Here is a 14,680-nt window from a genome sequence, read left to right on the forward strand (position 1 = left end):
CCCGTAGTCAGCGGCAGGGGCCGCGACGCACATCCCTTGATTGAATTGGAGATTCGCCCATGTCTATCGTTTTCTATTGGCACCCCATGTCCAGCGCAACCCCGGTGGCTTGCGCGCTTGCCGAACTGGCCGTGCCGCACGAACGCGTGAAGGTGGACATCAGGACGGGGGAACAGCATCGTCCCGAATTCCTGGCGCTCAATCCGAACGGCAAGGTCCCCACGCTGACGGTGGACGGCGCTCCCTTGTTCGAAGCCTTGGCGATACAGCTATGGCTGGGAGAGCGCTACGGCGTGGAACGCGGCCTGTGGCCCGCCGCCGACACGCCCGAACGCCTGCTGGCGATGTCGTGGTGCGCCTGGTCCTATGTCAGCTACGGTGCGGCGGTGACGCGCCTGTATCTCGCCACGCAGGGCGCAGACGCGCCCGGCGGCGCCGAGGCCGAACGCGTACTGGACGACGCGGACGCGTTGCTGGCCGTGCTGGACGGCCATCTGGCGCGGCAACCCTGGATTTTGGGCGCGGCCTACTCGCTGGCCGACCTGGTGGTCGGTTCGGTGATCGGCTATAGCGCCTATCTGGGCGCCAGGGTGGCGTCGCATCCGCATGTGCGGGCGTGGATGGACCGGGTCCAGGCCCGGCCCGCCATGCAGATCGACGCTTAGCGCGTGTGGGCAGGCGCCGCGGCTTACCAGCCCCAGCAGGTGCCGGCCGCGGGCTTGCCGCAGTTGCGGTAGTTCACGGCGAACCACAGCTTGCCAGCGCCCCGCGGACTGCCATCGGTCTTGGCGTCGTTGCGCGGCAGCTCTTCCAGGGTGTCGCGCGCCTTTTTGGTGGGCGAGCCGCTGGCGGCGTCGGGCGCCAGCGCGATACGTCCCAGGCCGGCAGCGTCGCGGTCATCGAAGACGATGTCGGTGTCCTTCAATGCGCTCATCTTCAGGGAGGCGTCGCGCACCGCGGCGGCATAGCTGTCGTTGGCGCCGGCAGGCGCCAGGCTCTTGTCGAGGGTGCTGGCGGCGAGGATCTGCGCCGGCGCGGCGGGTGCCATCATCTTGTACTGGTCCAGGCCCGGCAACTGGCCGCCCGCGGCTTGGCGGCGCAGCCAGTCGCCCCACAGGAACTCCGCGAACTCCGGCAGGTTGCCGTTGCTGTAGGCGATGTCGCGGGTGAAGTACACCAGCGAGCGGTAGCGGTCCTCCTGCATGCCGCCGGCCTCCTGGGTGCTGGCCAGCCCCAGGCGGGCGGGCAACTGGTCCACGGTGATGGGCTGGTTCTGGCCGTCGCGCAGCCAGGCGCGGCGTTCGTCGACCATGCGCTGCCAGAACGCCGCCGCATTGGGCAGGGTGCTGTAGTTGGCGTCGACCTTGACCCAGACCGGCAGCTTGGGCCCGCCATCGGCGATTTCGCGCAGCGACGAGAAGGTGTGGTGGCCATCGGTCAGATACAGGTTGCCGTCCCAGCCGACCACCACCGTCTTGAGGTTGGCGGTGTCGGTGCCGGGGGCGTTCTTGCAGGTGTAGGTGGCGGGCTGATCCAGGCGTGCGGCGCGCGCCTCGGCGACGCTCTGGAATTCCTGCGCGCGCTCGGCGCCACCCATGTCTTCGCAGTAGTCGTCGAACTTCTTGCCGACCGTGCGGTTCAGGTAGTCCAGCTGCTGTGCCGGCTTGTCCGCCCAGGTCGGACGTTCGAAGTCCCCTTGCCAGCGGCCGAGCTTGTAGTAGATCTGGTCGTAGCCGATGGCGGCCTGGGTGGGGCGCAGCTCTTCGATGCGGACCTGGATGACGTCGCCCGGCTTGGCCTGCAGGTAGGCCGTGTTGCGCGGCGGCTGGGTTTCGGCGGGGGGCGTTTCTTCGACGGGAGGCGGCGCGACGGCGACGGGTTCGTCGTCATGATCGTCGCCGCCGCCGTTGCAGGCTGCAAGGGCCAGCGGCAGCAAGGCCGCGGCCACGGCGTGCAACAGACGTGGCCGGCGGGCGGGAAGAGCGCGGCGCGCAGGACGGGAGATAGAGGGCATGGTCCGTTTCAGGATCTGGTTTCAAAGATAGCCGATCATGAGGGACGCGTGTTTCCTGCAGATTGCACCGGAGCGGGTTGCCACGCATGCAGCCTGTCCATGAGGTCGCGCACGACGGCGGCCTGATCGTGGATGCGGGCGGCAGCGCATGCCGACAGGCCCGCCGCCAGCTCCTCTTCCAGGGCTTCGAAGTGCGAGGCAGGCGCTCGCATCTGCAAGGCCAGCAGCGCGCCCTGTATGCGATGCAGCATTTGGGCCGTAGCGACGGCATCGGGTTTTTCGGCGGCCTGTTCCAGCGCATCGAGATCCTGGGTCATGGTGTCCTTGATGAGCTGGCGGTGGTTCGGCGCAAGCGCGGCGTACACGGCGAGCGTACCCGCGGCGGGAAAGGCGGAAGTATGAGGGAGCGGTTTATGCATGAGAGCCTCCTAGGCGTACATGCTGATGACGTCAGGCTCCCGGGCGATATTAAAAAGGTCCGATACTAGGGGGCAGGTAATCGGACCGATTCGTCAGGAACGGAAGCGGCCCCGCAGCCGCTCCGCTGACTTGCTTAGAACGTGTGGCGCACGCCGACGCCGGCGGCCGTGCTCTTCAGGCCGTCGATGAAGGCATAGTCCTTGCCGTACGAACCATAGGCGTACAGGTTGGTGCGCTTGGACAGGTCGTAGGTGTAGCCCACGCTCCAGACGTTCATGTTGGTGTCGCCGCCGGTCAGCTTGTCATTGTTCGGCGATACGTGCTGCCACGACGCGAACAGGCTGCTCGCGCTGCCCAGGGGCAGGGTGGCGCCCAGCATGTAGGAGTTGGCCTTGAAGCCGTCCACGAAACGGTTGGTGCCGAATTCGTCGCTGAAGGGCGTGCCCGCGGGCAGGTCCTGGCCGACGAACCAGCCGTCGGTGGTGCGGCCGTAGGCGGCGGCGAGCTTCACGACTTCCAGGTCGTAGGACACGCCCAGCGCGTACTGGCGCGGCGTGGCGTCATGGTCGATGGCGCCGCGGTTGGAGCCGTTGAGCTGGTCGTAGGTCAGCGCTACGTTCAGCGGACCTTGCACGTAGCGCAGGCCGGCGGTGATGCCGCGGGTATTGTCGGCGGTGCGAAAGCCCGTCTGGTCGGCGTTCGTGTCGTCCGCATTGAACGAGTAGCCGACGCCGAGCTCGAAGCCGTTCACCGAAGGCGTCTTGTACATCACCATGTTGTCCCAGCGCATGGTGTTGGCGGCGCTGAAACCCAGGCCCATGTTGGACTGCGTGTAGCTGGTGTAGAAGGGGTCGATGTCGGCAAGGTAGTTCGAGCCCACCGTGGCCTGGCGGCCGAACTCCAGCGTGCCCCAGGCGTCGTTGGCCAGGCCGATGGTGGCCTGGCGGCCGAACAGGCGGCCGGATTGACCGCGCTGGCCGTTGGCCGAGTCGAATCCGCTTTCCAGCGTGAACACGGCGCGCAGACCGTCGCCCAGATCTTCGGCGCCGCGCAGTCCCCAGCGCGAGCCGGCCTGGATGCCGTTGATCATGCCTATCTTGCTACCGTCGTATCCATCGCCTTTGATCTTGTTGTAACCAATGCCGGTGTCGATGACACCATAGAGAGTTACCGACGATTCTGCCTGAGCAACGCCTGCAAAAGTCGTGAACATTGCGGCGGCGAGCAGCGTCTTTTTCATCCTTGGGGACTCCTTGTAGAGGGGTGGAAAAAACAAAAGGGAACAGCACGCGAGCATGTAGCCCAGCGCTGTTCCCAGCCCTCATTGTAGGACACCGGCCGCAGCCGGCTGGATCAGTCCTTGCGGCGTGCGCGCTTTTCCTCGCGCACAAAGATGAAAACGCCGACCAGCACCATGGCCGCCAGGGCGTACCAGGTGATGGCGTAGCTCAGGTGATTGTTGGGGAAGTTCAGCACCGTCAGGCCGCCGACCGGGGCAGTGCGTCCGCTGCCGTCCTTGCCCGTCGCATCGGCGTCGATGAAGTAGGGCGCTACGTCGCTCAAGCCGCGCGCCGCGGCGATGGCGGGCAGGTCGCGCGAATACCAGAGGTTGGTCGCCGGATCGTTGTTGCGCAGGAAACCATGGGCGGGTTCGCCCATGCGCAGCAGGCCGGTGACGCTGGCTTCTTCGGGCGTCTGTTGTATGGCCGACTTGCTCTTGCGCCATTCGGGCAGCACGAAGCCGCGGTTGACCAGCACCGTGCCGCCCTCGGGCAACTGCAGCGGCGTCATGACCCAGTAGCCGCTGCCCAGCTCGGTCGCGGCCTGCACCAGGGTCTGGCGGTCGTACAGATAGGTGCCCTTGGCGGTGACACGGCGGTATTCGGCGTTGTCGGAGGTCAGCGCGGGCCATTCGGCCTGGGCCGGCGCCGGCGTGGGCGCCGCATGGGCACGCTGTTCGACCTGTGCGATCAGGGTGCGCTTCCAGGCCAGCCGGTGCACCTGCCAGGTGCCCAGGGCGCAAAGCCCCGCGAAAATGGCGACAGCAAGCACCCCCAGGATGACCAGGGTGATTTTGCTGCGCGGATTGCGGGAGGAGGTGTCGCGGGTAGTGGAGTCGTTTACTGCGGCCATCAGGGCATTTTCCGCATGTCGTGAGTGGACATGGGCATCATATTGGAGTCGAGGTGATACATGATCCAGATGGATCCGCTGAGCGTGATTACGACCAGCACCAGCGTGAATATTAACGCCAACATGTTCCAGCCGCTTTCGGACTTGGTGTCCATGTGCAGGAAGTAGATGATGTGGACCACGATCTGCACGGCGGCGAAGGCCAGGATGATCAACGCAGTGGTGCGGGATTCGGAGAAAACCCGATTCATGACCAGCCAGAACGGAATGGCCGTCAGGATGGCTGCCAGCACAAAGCCGGTCATGTAGCTCTTGAAGGTGCCGTGGGCGGCGCCGTCATCGTCGTCGTGGTGGTCATGGCCGCCATGGCCGTGATCGGCCGGATGATCCAGGTGCGCGGTCATGGCAGCACTCCCATCAGGTACACGAAGGTGAAGACGCCCACCCAGATCAGGTCCAGGAAGTGCCAGAACATCGACAGGCACATCAGGCGGCGGCGGTTTTCGGGGATCAAGCCGTGCATCTGGACCTGGATCATCATCGTCACCAGCCACACGATGCCGAAGGTGACGTGCAGCCCGTGGGTGCCGACCAGGGTGAAGAAGGACGACAGGAAGGCGCTGCGCTGGGGACCTGCGCCCTGGTGGATCAGGTGCGCGAATTCGTACAGTTCCAGGGACAGAAAGCCCAGCCCCAGGATGCCGGTCACGGCCAGCCACAGCTGGGTGGCGCCGACGCGGTTGCGCCGCATTTCCAGCATCGCGAAACCGTAGGTGATGGAAGACAGCAGCAGCAACGCGGTATTCACCGCCACCAGTTCCAGATCGAACAGGTCCGCGCCGGACGGGCCTGCCGCATAGTTGCGCCCCAGCACGCCATAGGTGGCGAACAGGCAGGCGAAGATGAGGCAATCGCTCATCAGGTAGACCCAGAACCCCAGCAGGGTGCCGTTCTTGGGATGGTGTTCGCCCGGGACGTGGAACACGGGTTCGGCGGGCGGCGCCGTGCCGCCGGGCAGGTTGGGGGCCAGGGTATCAGACATTTTTCGCTAGCAACCTTGTGCGGGCGTCTTCGGCGCGCACGACCTCTTCGGCCGGCACGTAGTAGTCGCGCTTGTAGTTGAAGGTGTGAATGATGGACACCAGGATCAGCGCCGCGAACGACAGCACGACCAGCGGCCACATATGCCAGATCAAGGCGAAACCCATCACCACGCTGATACCCGCCAGCACGATGCCCGCCCAGGTGTTCTTGGGCATGTGGATGGGAATGAAGCCCTGCTGCGGCCGCAGGTAGCCGTGCTGCTTCATCTGCCACCAGGCGTCCTGGTCATGCACGCGCGGCGTGAAGGCGAAGTTGTAGTTGGGCGGGGGCGACGAGGTCGACCATTCCAGCGTGCGGCCGTCCCAGGGGTCGCCGGTGTCGTCGCGCAGCGATTCGCGGCGGCGGTAGCTGACCACCAGCTGGATCAGGAAGCTGGCGATGCCGCAGGCGATCAGCAGCGCGCCGAAGGCCGCCACCTGGAACCAGATCTGCAGGGACATGTCCTCGAAGTGGTTCACACGCCGCGTCACGCCCATCAGCCCCAGCACGTACAGCGGCATGAAGGCGACGTAGAAGCCCACCAGCCAGAACCAGAACGAGCACTTGCCCCAGAACGGATCGAGCTTGTAGCCGAAGGCCTTGGGAAACCAGTACGTGATGCCGGCCATCAGCCCGAACAGCACGCCGCCGATGATCACGTTATGGAAGTGCGCGATCAGGAACAGGCTGTTGTGCAGCACGAAGTCGGCGGGCGGAACGGCCAGCAGCACGCCCGTCATGCCGCCGATCACGAAGGTCACCATGAAACCCAGCGTCCACAGCATCGGCACCTCGAAGCGGATGCGCCCGTGGTACATGGTGAACAGCCAGTTGAAGATCTTTGCTCCGGTCGGGATCGAAATGATCATGGTGGTGATCCCGAAGAACGAGTTCACGCTCGCCCCTGACCCCATGGTGAAGAAATGGTGCAGCCATACCAGGTACGACAGCACCGTGATCACGACCGTGGCATACACCATGGATGCGTAGCCGAAGAGGCGCTTGCGGCAGAAGGTGGAGACCACTTCGGAGAAGATGCCGAAGGCCGGCAGGATCAGGATGTAGACCTCGGGGTGGCCCCAGATCCAGATCAGGTTCACGTACATCATGGCGTTGCCGCCGAAGTCCGCGGTGAAGAAGTTGGTGCCCACGTAGCGGTCCATGGACAGCAGCGCCAGCACCGCGGTCAGCACCGGAAAGGCGGCCACGATCAGCACGTTGGTGCACAGCGCGGTCCAGGTGAAGATGGGCATGCGCATCATGGTCATGCCGGGCGCGCGCATCTTGACGATGGTGACCAGCAGGTTGACGCCCGAGAGCAGCGTGCCTACCCCCGCTATCTGCAGGGCCCATATGTAGTAATCGACGCCCACGTCGGGACTCTGGAGGATCCCCGATAACGGTGGATACGCCAGCCAGCCGGTGCGCGCGAACTCGCCGACGAACAACGACATCATGACCAGGATCACCCCGCCCGTGGTCATCCAGAAGCTGAAGTTGTTCAGGAACGGAAAGGCCACGTCGCGCGCGCCGATCTGCAAGGGCACGATGTAGTTCATCAGGCCCGTGACCAGCGGCATGGCCACGAAGAAGATCATGATCACGCCGTGCGCGGTGAAGATCTGGTCGTAGTGGTGCGGCGGCAGGTAGCCCATCGAATCGCCGAACGCCACCGCCTGCTGCAGGCGCATCATGATGGCGTCGGCGAAGCCGCGCAGCAGCATCACGATGCCCAGGATGACGTACATGATGCCGATCTTCTTGTGGTCGATGCTGGTGAACCACTCGCGCCACAGATAGCCCCATTTGCCGAAGTAGGTGATGGCGCCCACCACCGCGATGCCGCCGATGGCGACCGCGATGAAGGTGAAGAGCAGGATCGGTTCATGGTAGGGAATGGCTTCCCAGGTCAACTTACCGAAGATCAGCTTGGTGAGGTCTGGTTGGTCAGGCATCTCGATTCCAGCAAAAAGACCGCAATTTCACGTAGCCCTTGCATCATCCGGATCGCCGTGCGCCAGCGATCCGCTACAGGAGCAATCCTTCGGTGGCGGTGCACATCGCGCCCACGTATTTGCGCGGCGCGCCGGTCAGGCCCAGGCGCTCGCGCGTTCCGGCGTCCAGGGTGGTGACGTTGAGCGCGCCGGGTATGCCCATGCCGCCTTGCGCGTCGATCGCCATCGCGTCGCGCATGCACATGCGGTTGGGCTCCACGCAGCGGTTGACGATCGCCTCGAACAGGCCGGGCGCGCTGGACGCATAGCGCTGCACCGGGTTGCGTTCGCTGGGTTGCTCCAGCTTCAGGTAGGTTTCGCGGCTGAGCGTGGCGTCGGAGGCGCGGGCGTCAGCCACCCATTTGTCGAAGCCCTGCTGGTCCACGCCGTGGAACTTGAAGCGCATGCCGGAAAAGCCCGAGCCGCTGTAATTGGCGGACAGGCCTTCGTATTCGCCGGGATGGTTGATCACCGCGTGCAGGGTGGTCTGCATGCCCGGCATGGCGTAGATCTGGCCCGCCAGCGCGGGCACGAAGAAGGAATTCATCACGGTCGACGAGGTGATCTTGAACTGGATGGGGCGGTCGACCGGCGCCGCCATTTCGTTTACCGCCGCGATGCCTTGTTCGGGATAGATGAACAGCCACTTCCAGTCCAGCGCCACCACTTCCACCACCAGCGGTTTGGTGCCGGCTGGCACTTCGCGGCCTTCGGACAGGCGCACAAGCGGGCGGTAGGGGTCCAGTTGGTGCGTGCTGACCCAGGTGAGCGCGCCCAGCGCGATGATGATCAGCAGCGGCGCGGCCCAGATCAGGAGCTCCAGCATGGTGGAGTGATTCCATTCGGGGTCATAGTGCGCTTCCTTGTTGCTGGCCCGGTAGCGCCATGCGAACACGAAAGTCAGGAGGATCACCGGCACGATGATGAGCAGCATCAAGCCGGTGGAAATGATGATCAGGTTGCGCTGCTGCAAAGCGATGTCGCCCGAGGGCGAGAGCAGGACTGCATTGCATCCGGCGAGCAATGGCAGCGCGGCAACCAGGACCAATCCGCGGAACCTTGGGAAGGACGGCATGACCATACCCCGAAACGTAACCGTGGGAAGTAAACGCAACACTACGCTGGAAGCCGCGAAAAATCTAGGGTAAAAAGAACAAAAATGTGCAGGGCGACGCGCGCAGACCAGGGCTGCATCCCAATAACGGAGCGGCTCTGCGCGATATGGGCTGCAGGCGCGCGGGTGTGTTTCAGGATCGTAGGCAAGGCTGTTCCGAACCTCCTTTCAGCGAGCATTCACATGGCGACCACCACGCAATATCCCGGTCATGCTCCTTCACTCCCCACGGCCGGCGGCGGCAGTCACGCCAAGGTTGCGCCAGGGGAAATCGCGGTGGGCGTGGTGGTGGGGCGCGCTTCCGAATACTTCGATTTCTTCGTCTTCGGCATCGCCTGCGTGCTGGTTTTTCCGCAGGTTTTCTTCCCCTTCGAACCGCGGCTGGAAGGCACCCTCTGGTCCTTCGTCATCTTCTCGTTCGCATTCATCATGCGGCCCATCGGCACGGCGCTCTCGATGGCCGCGCAGCGGCGCTGGGGGCGCGCGACCAAGCTCACCATCGCTCTGTTCCTGCTGGGAACGGCCACGGTGGGCATGGCCTTTCTGCCGGGCTACAACGTCATCGGCGCGCATGCGATCACGCTGCTGGCGGTATTCCGCTGCCTGCAAGGGCTGGCGCTGGGCGGGTCGTGGGACGGCTTGCCGTCGCTGTTGGCGCTGAATGCGCCGCCCAACCGCCGCGGCTGGTATGCGATGCTGGGGCAGCTGGGCGCGCCCGTGGGCTTCATGGTGGCCAGCGCGCTGTTCCTGTTCCTGCACGTGACCCTGACCGAAGCCGATTTCCTGGAATGGGGCTGGCGCTATCCCTTCTTCGTGGCGTTCGCCATCAACGTGGTGGCGCTGTTTGCGCGGCTGCGCCTGGTCGTCACCGAGGAGTACACGCAGCTGCTGGAAGAGGGCGAGCTGGAACCGATCAGCGTCGCGCAGATGGTGCGCGAGCAAGGCTACAACCTGTTCATCGGCGCATTCGCGGCGCTTGCCAGTTATGCCTTGTTCCACCTGGTCACGGTGTTTCCGCTGTCGTGGATCGCGGTCAGCGCCACCCAGCAGATCCAGGACGTGCTGATCGTGCAGATCATTGGCGCGGTGCTGGGCATTCTGGGCACCATCGCATCGGGCTGGCTGGCCGACCGCATCGGCCGGCGCACCACGCTGGGCCTGCTGGCCCTTCTGATCGCCGTGTTCGCGCTGTTCACGCCCTGGCTGCTGGGCGGCGGACCCAAGGCGCAGGATGCGTTCATCCTGGTGGGCTTCGTGCTGCTGGGGCTGTCCTACGGCCAGGCCTCGGGGACCGTCACCGCGAACTTCACGCGGCGCTTCCGCTACACGGGCGCGGCGCTGACCTCCGACATGGCCTGGCTGATCGGCGCGGCATTCGCGCCATTGGTCGCGCTGGGCCTGTCCGCGCGTTTCGGGCTGGTGGCGGTCAGCGTCTACCTGTTGTCGGGCGCTGCCTGCACGCTGCTGGCGCTGCGCATCAACAAGGTGCTCGAAACGCGGGACTGATGGGGCTGCTGTTCAGCCCGCGTAGCCTTCCAGCACGTTGGCGACGTTGATGCCCACGTCCGCCACGGCGTAGCCGCCTTCCATCGTGAACACCGCCGGCAGGCCCAGGCCTGCCAGCAGGCGGCCCACATGCAGGTAATCGGCGCTCTTGAGCTGGAACTTGGAAATGGGATCGCCTTCGTAGGTGTCCACGCCCAGCGCGATAACCACCGCGTCAGCCTTGAAGGCGCGCACGGCGGCCAGCCCTTGTTCCAACGCCTGCGTCCAGGCGGCGAAACCGGTGCCGGCGGGCAGCGGCAGGTTCAGGTTGGCGTCCAGGCCCGCGCCTGCGCCGCGCTCATCGGCGTAGCCCAGGTAGAAGGGGTACTCGGTGGTCGGATCGCCGTGCACCGACACGGTCAGCACGTCGGCGCGTTCATAGAAGATGCTCTGCGTGCCGTTGCCGTGGTGGTAGTCGACGTCCACGATGGCCACGCGTCGGGCGCCAGCTTCGCGTAGCGCCTGCGCGGCCAGCGCCGCGTTGTTCAGGAAGCAGTAGCCGCCGAAGAAATCGGGGCCCGCGTGGTGGCCGGGCGGACGCGTGAGCGCCATGGCGACGCGAGGCCCGCCCGCCGCGGATACCGCGCGCGCGGCGTCGATGGCGCAGGCCGCGCCTGCGGTGGCGGCCTCCCAAGTGCCCGCGGTCAGCGGGCAGCCGCTGTCGAACGAGAACAGGCCGACCCGCGCGGCGAAGTTGGTCGGTTCGATGTCGTGACGGAATCCGCGCACGGGCCAGACCGAAGGCAGGATGTCCAGTCCGGCATTGGCCGGGTCCAGCGCCACCCAATCGCGCCAGGCTGTTTCCAGGAAGTCCACGTAGCGCGGGGTGTGCACGCGCTTGACCAAGCCCAGGTCCGCCGCCGACGGTGTGCGCAATGCGCCGATGCCACGCTGGCTCAGCGCCTGCAGGACGAACTCCAGGCGCGCGGGGGTTTCGTGGCAGGGCACCAGCTTGCCGCGGAACATTTCCTGTCGGCCAGCGTGTTTTTCGTGGACAGGGTTGTGGAAAATCAGCACGGCGGGGGTGTCCTCGGACGTAGAGCCTGGTGGGCGGAAGCGCAACTATAGCGGCCGCGGCGTTTGCAGCGCCATGGCGAAGGCGGGACGCGCGCGGCGGGACGGCGCCTTACGGGCCAGTCTTCGCGGCGCATGTGCCGCCCTTGGCGCCGGGGTGCGGAATCTTGCGCTCCGATTCGCCCTCGCGCCGGGTCCAGGAGATGACCCGCGCCGAGCCGTCCGGGCACACCCGGTACTGTTCGAAGCCATAGGTGTCGGCGCTGTAGCGGCACGCCACGGAAATAATGGGCTTGGCCGCGTCGAACTCGGGATTGACGAAGCCGCGGCAGGGGCTGGCCGCCGCATCGGGATACGGGATCTCGTGGTAGCGCCCGTCCTTGGGGCGGTACAGGAAGATGCGCGAAATCGCTTGCGTGCTGCCGCCGGTCTGGCCGATGACGAAGTCGCGGTAGCCGTCATGGTCCACGTCCACGTCCTGGAATTGGTCGACTTCCTCGTCGCCGCCGATGCTCGCGATTTCCTGTTCCGGGCCGTTGCCCACGCGTGCGCCGAGGCGCTGCTGGGGCAGTTCGGAAACCGTCACCACCGAGGACAGGCCCGGCCGGATGGCATAGGCGTAGTCGCGGGCAACGGCGCCGTTGCAGAGCGCGGACAGCGCGGCCAAGGCCGCCATGGACAGGAATCCTTTCATGCGGGCGCCCTCCGCGCCGTGAACTCGGTGAGGCATTATGCCGCAGCGGCTTGCGGGGAAACCAGGACTTGCCGCCGGGCGGGCGGCGGGGGATCCTGGGTAGAATTCCAAGATATGCAGGATTGCCGCGACGCGCTCCGCCCGCCATGAATTTTCCGTTTCCCATCCGCCAAGAATGTCCGCCGGGCGCCTGCGTGTGCGACCGCGACCGGCTGTTGGCCGATCCCGCCGCCGACTTCCGCGTGTTGCGGCTGACCAAGGAAGAGGAAAAGCGCCTGGTGGCGCGGCTGGAGAACATCTCCAGCCTGGAAGACCTGCGCGCCATGCAGGGACGCATCCATGCGCAACTGGGCATCGTGATTCACATCACGCCCAGCGAAAACGAGGTGCGCACCTCGCGCGGCATCGCGATCCAGCTGGAGGACCAGCTCGGGCTGTGCCGCAAGACGCGCACGGCGATTCCCGCCGCCATCCGCCGCGGTTTCGACAACCGGCCCGAGATCGTCTACGCGCTTCTGAACGAGCGCGACCTGCTCAGCGGCACCTGAACGCGTTCAGGATTGCTTTGCCCCGGCGGCCGTGCCGCAGGGCGCCAGCGGCACCACGTCGGCCGGTGTGCGGCCGGCGTCCGGACGCGTCGCGTCCCGCTTCTTGCCCAGGGTGACGGGGTAGATCAGCAGCACGGCGCTGCCGGCTTCCAGCTTGGGGTCCTGTTTGGTGCCATAGGCCACCGTCCAGCCGCGCACGGCCAGCGGCGCCAGGGTGTATTGCAGCGCCGAGCCCGGCGAAACGTGCGCCACCTTGCCGGCGAACAAATCCTGCTGATGGGTTTCCACGCCATTCGTGGTCACATAGGTGGCGATGCTGACCAGCGAGGCGCCATTGCCGGGGCGTCCCAGCACGGCGGTCTTGTACTTGCCGGCAGGGATGTCGGTCAGATTTACGGTAAGAGGATCCGCCGCGTGGCCGCTGGCATCCAGCCTGACGCCGTTGACTTCGGCGCGGGCCAGGGGCGCCGTGCCGGTGTTGCGCACGCGCACGCTGTATTCCCCGGAAGTGCCCGTGACCGTGCAGACCTCGATGCCGTAGGCGGGGCGCACAGGGTGCGCCTGCGCCGCCGTGGCGGCCATGGCCAGCAGGGCCGCCAGCAACAGCTTGCGGGCAGGGGAATTGACGGTGGGCACGGCACGCTCCTCTTAAAGGGGCAGCGCGCCGGATTGCCGCGTTGCCTGCCCTATTACACCACTTGGCGGCCGGGCGCCGCGGCTTGCTCGCGCTTGCCGGCCAGCCAGTGGAGGATCAGCGCCAGCACCAGCAGGCCGACGATGATGAAGCCCCAGAAGATCCAGGCCAGCACCGAGATCAGCGTGCCGAGGCTGCCGGCGAAGGGCAGTACCTGATTCAGGCCTTGCGCGGCCCAGACCAGGCCGCCCTGCAGCGTCTGCAGCCAGGCGGGGTCGACCCAGGCCGCCGCCCAGGCGGGGGGAACCCATTGCGAGGTATCCAGCGCCGTGCCGGGCACCTGGGTCGTGGCGATGGTCGACAGGACCCAGTTGGTCAGCTGCAGTGTCAGCGCAACCAGCCCGGTCCAGAGTGCTGCAAGCACGGCGAAGGCGAGCCAGATGATCTTTTTCATTGAGGTGGTACTCCGATGTTTCAAAAGAGGGTCCACGATAAGGCGGATTCTATTTCTGAAAAACCAGCGTGGTTGTGACAAACATTAAGAAAAAACCGAAGTTTTTGCCTTGGCGAGCACGATCTGGACCAGCGGATGGTGCTGTCCGCGGCGGTTGCGGATGGCGTGGATTTCCTCGTGCACGTCGTCGCAGCGGGCCAGGGGGCGCAAGCCCCGCAGCACGCCGATGTCGCCGCCGCCCAGTCGGCTGAGCGGAAATACGCCCAGGCCGCGGGCCGCGAACACCGACATCAGGGCGCTGTCTTCGAATTCGCCGACGACATTGGGGTAGATGCCTTGTTCGGCGAACCAGCGGTCCAGCGTCTGGCGCAGCACGGAATGGCCGGTGGGCAGCAGTACCGGCAGGCGCTCCAGGCAGCGCGGAAAGTCCAGGGTGTCGGCCTTGCGCACCAGTTTGGCGGGGCCGTACCAGTCCACTGGCGATGAAACCAGGCGGTCGCTGGTGAGGCGCAGGTTGGGGTTGGCGGGCGCACCCTGGCCGGCCAGCACCAAATCCAGGTGATGCTGGGCAAGTTCGCCCAGCAGTTCCTCGACCTCGCCTTCGTGGCAGGTCAGGCGCAGGTCCGGCGTGTGCAGCACCGGCCCCAGCAGGGCCTGCGCGGCCAGCTTGGAAATACCGTCCGACAGGCCCACCGACAGACGTATGACGGGCTTGGTGGCGGCGGCGCGGACCTCCTGGGGCAGCATTTGGCCGATCTGGAAGATCTCTTCGGCGCGGGCGAAGGCGGCTTCGCCCGCGTCGGTCAGCGCCACGCCGCGCCCGGCCGGCTTGAGCAATTGGTGGCCCAGGTTTTTTTCCAGTTCGCGCACTTGCGCGCTGATGGTCTGGATGGCCATGTCCAGCCTTTCGGCGGCACGGGAAAAGCCGCCTTCCTTGGCGACCATCCAGAAGTAATACAGGTGTCGGTAATTGAGCATGGCAGGAATCACTTCGGTTTTTTCGAACCTTAACTCACTTTCAGGCTGATTTCTC

The 14,680-nt window shown here is 65.6% G+C and carries 16 protein-coding genes; 3 read left to right on the top strand and 13 right to left on the bottom strand.

The features are described 5' to 3' along the window. The first annotated feature begins 59 nt into the window (after positions 1-59). On the top strand, positions 60-665 hold the full coding sequence (locus NGK62_RS17630) for a glutathione S-transferase family protein (protein WP_251879417.1): 606 nt from the start codon (positions 60-62) through the stop codon (positions 663-665). A 23-nt stretch (positions 666-688) separates the two neighbouring features. On the opposite strand, the gene NGK62_RS17635 is transcribed toward NGK62_RS17630, so the two are convergent. The 8 genes from NGK62_RS17635 to cyoA all read right to left on the bottom strand — a co-directional run bounded on the left by NGK62_RS17635 (position 689) and on the right by cyoA (position 8,719). Beyond that, the gene (locus NGK62_RS17635; protein ID WP_118932943.1) at positions 689-2,014 is read right to left on the bottom strand and encodes a ParB/Srx family N-terminal domain-containing protein; all 1,326 of its coding nucleotides are present in this window, start codon (positions 2,012-2,014) and stop codon (positions 689-691) included. 35 nt (positions 2,015-2,049) lie between these two features. Then, positions 2,050-2,433, bottom strand: coding sequence for an RNA-binding protein (locus tag NGK62_RS17640; RefSeq protein ID WP_059378760.1), 384 nt, complete (start codon positions 2,431-2,433; stop codon positions 2,050-2,052). Positions 2,434-2,567: 134 nt separating this feature from the next. Further along, positions 2,568-3,674 (bottom strand): porin, encoded by a 1,107-nt coding sequence (locus NGK62_RS17645; RefSeq protein ID WP_059378761.1) that lies wholly within the window; start codon positions 3,672-3,674, stop codon positions 2,568-2,570. Positions 3,675-3,787: 113 nt separating this feature from the next. Continuing rightward, complete coding sequence (locus NGK62_RS17650; protein WP_118932944.1) at positions 3,788-4,567, bottom strand: SURF1 family protein; 780 nt, start codon at positions 4,565-4,567, stop codon at positions 3,788-3,790. Beyond that, a complete protein-coding gene (cyoD, locus tag NGK62_RS17655) occupies positions 4,567-4,971 on the bottom strand; it encodes a cytochrome o ubiquinol oxidase subunit IV (protein WP_059378763.1) in 405 nt (134 codons plus the stop codon). The genes NGK62_RS17650 and cyoD overlap by 1 nt, the downstream gene beginning before the upstream one ends. Then, positions 4,968-5,609, bottom strand: a complete 642-nt coding sequence (cyoC, locus tag NGK62_RS17660; protein ID WP_059378764.1) for a cytochrome o ubiquinol oxidase subunit III — start codon at positions 5,607-5,609, stop codon at positions 4,968-4,970. The genes cyoD and cyoC overlap by 4 nt, the downstream gene beginning before the upstream one ends. Beyond that, complete coding sequence (gene cyoB, locus NGK62_RS17665) at positions 5,602-7,605, bottom strand: cytochrome o ubiquinol oxidase subunit I (RefSeq protein WP_059378766.1); 2,004 nt, start codon at positions 7,603-7,605, stop codon at positions 5,602-5,604. Before cyoB ends, cyoC begins: the two co-directional genes overlap by 8 nt. 73 nt (positions 7,606-7,678) lie before the next feature. Then, entirely contained in the window at positions 7,679-8,719 is a 1,041-nt protein-coding gene (gene cyoA / locus NGK62_RS17670) for a ubiquinol oxidase subunit II (protein ID WP_059378858.1), read from the bottom strand. A 222-nt stretch (positions 8,720-8,941) separates the two neighbouring features. Between cyoA and NGK62_RS17675 the strand changes: the two genes are divergently transcribed. After that, positions 8,942-10,264, top strand: coding sequence for an MFS transporter (locus tag NGK62_RS17675; protein ID WP_251879420.1), 1,323 nt, complete (start codon positions 8,942-8,944; stop codon positions 10,262-10,264). A 12-nt stretch (positions 10,265-10,276) separates the two neighbouring features. Here the strand turns inward: NGK62_RS17675 and NGK62_RS17680 are convergent, their stop codons facing one another. Together NGK62_RS17680 and NGK62_RS17685 are read right to left on the bottom strand one after the other, a co-directional pair. Further along, on the bottom strand, positions 10,277-11,320 hold the full coding sequence (locus NGK62_RS17680) for a histone deacetylase family protein (protein ID WP_286012424.1): 1,044 nt from the start codon (positions 11,318-11,320) through the stop codon (positions 10,277-10,279). 109 nt (positions 11,321-11,429) lie between these two features. Continuing rightward, on the bottom strand, positions 11,430-12,011 hold the full coding sequence (locus tag NGK62_RS17685) for an XAC2610-related protein (protein ID WP_059378769.1): 582 nt from the start codon (positions 12,009-12,011) through the stop codon (positions 11,430-11,432). 146 nt (positions 12,012-12,157) lie between these two features. Between NGK62_RS17685 and NGK62_RS17690 the strand changes: the two genes are divergently transcribed. Beyond that, positions 12,158-12,559 carry a hypothetical protein gene (locus NGK62_RS17690; protein ID WP_059378772.1) on the top strand — a complete coding sequence of 134 codons (402 nt, stop codon included), beginning with the start codon at positions 12,158-12,160 and terminating at the stop codon, positions 12,557-12,559. A gap of 6 nt (positions 12,560-12,565) precedes the next feature. Here NGK62_RS17690 and NGK62_RS17695 read toward each other — a convergent pair whose 3' ends face one another. From NGK62_RS17695 to NGK62_RS17705, 3 genes are all read right to left on the bottom strand, one after another. Beyond that, positions 12,566-13,195 (bottom strand): hypothetical protein, encoded by a 630-nt coding sequence (locus tag NGK62_RS17695; protein WP_251879422.1) that lies wholly within the window; start codon positions 13,193-13,195, stop codon positions 12,566-12,568. Positions 13,196-13,248: 53 nt separating this feature from the next. After that, the gene (locus tag NGK62_RS17700) at positions 13,249-13,647 is read right to left on the bottom strand and encodes a hypothetical protein (RefSeq protein WP_088142529.1); all 399 of its coding nucleotides are present in this window, start codon (positions 13,645-13,647) and stop codon (positions 13,249-13,251) included. Positions 13,648-13,731: 84 nt separating this feature from the next. Beyond that, entirely contained in the window at positions 13,732-14,625 is an 894-nt protein-coding gene (locus NGK62_RS17705) for a LysR family transcriptional regulator (RefSeq protein WP_059378774.1), read from the bottom strand. Positions 14,626-14,680 lie beyond the last annotated feature (55 nt).

Source organism: Achromobacter sp. Marseille-Q4954, assembly GCF_943737025.1.
Classification (GTDB): Bacteria; Pseudomonadota; Gammaproteobacteria; order Burkholderiales; family Burkholderiaceae_B; genus Achromobacter; species Achromobacter bronchisepticus_A.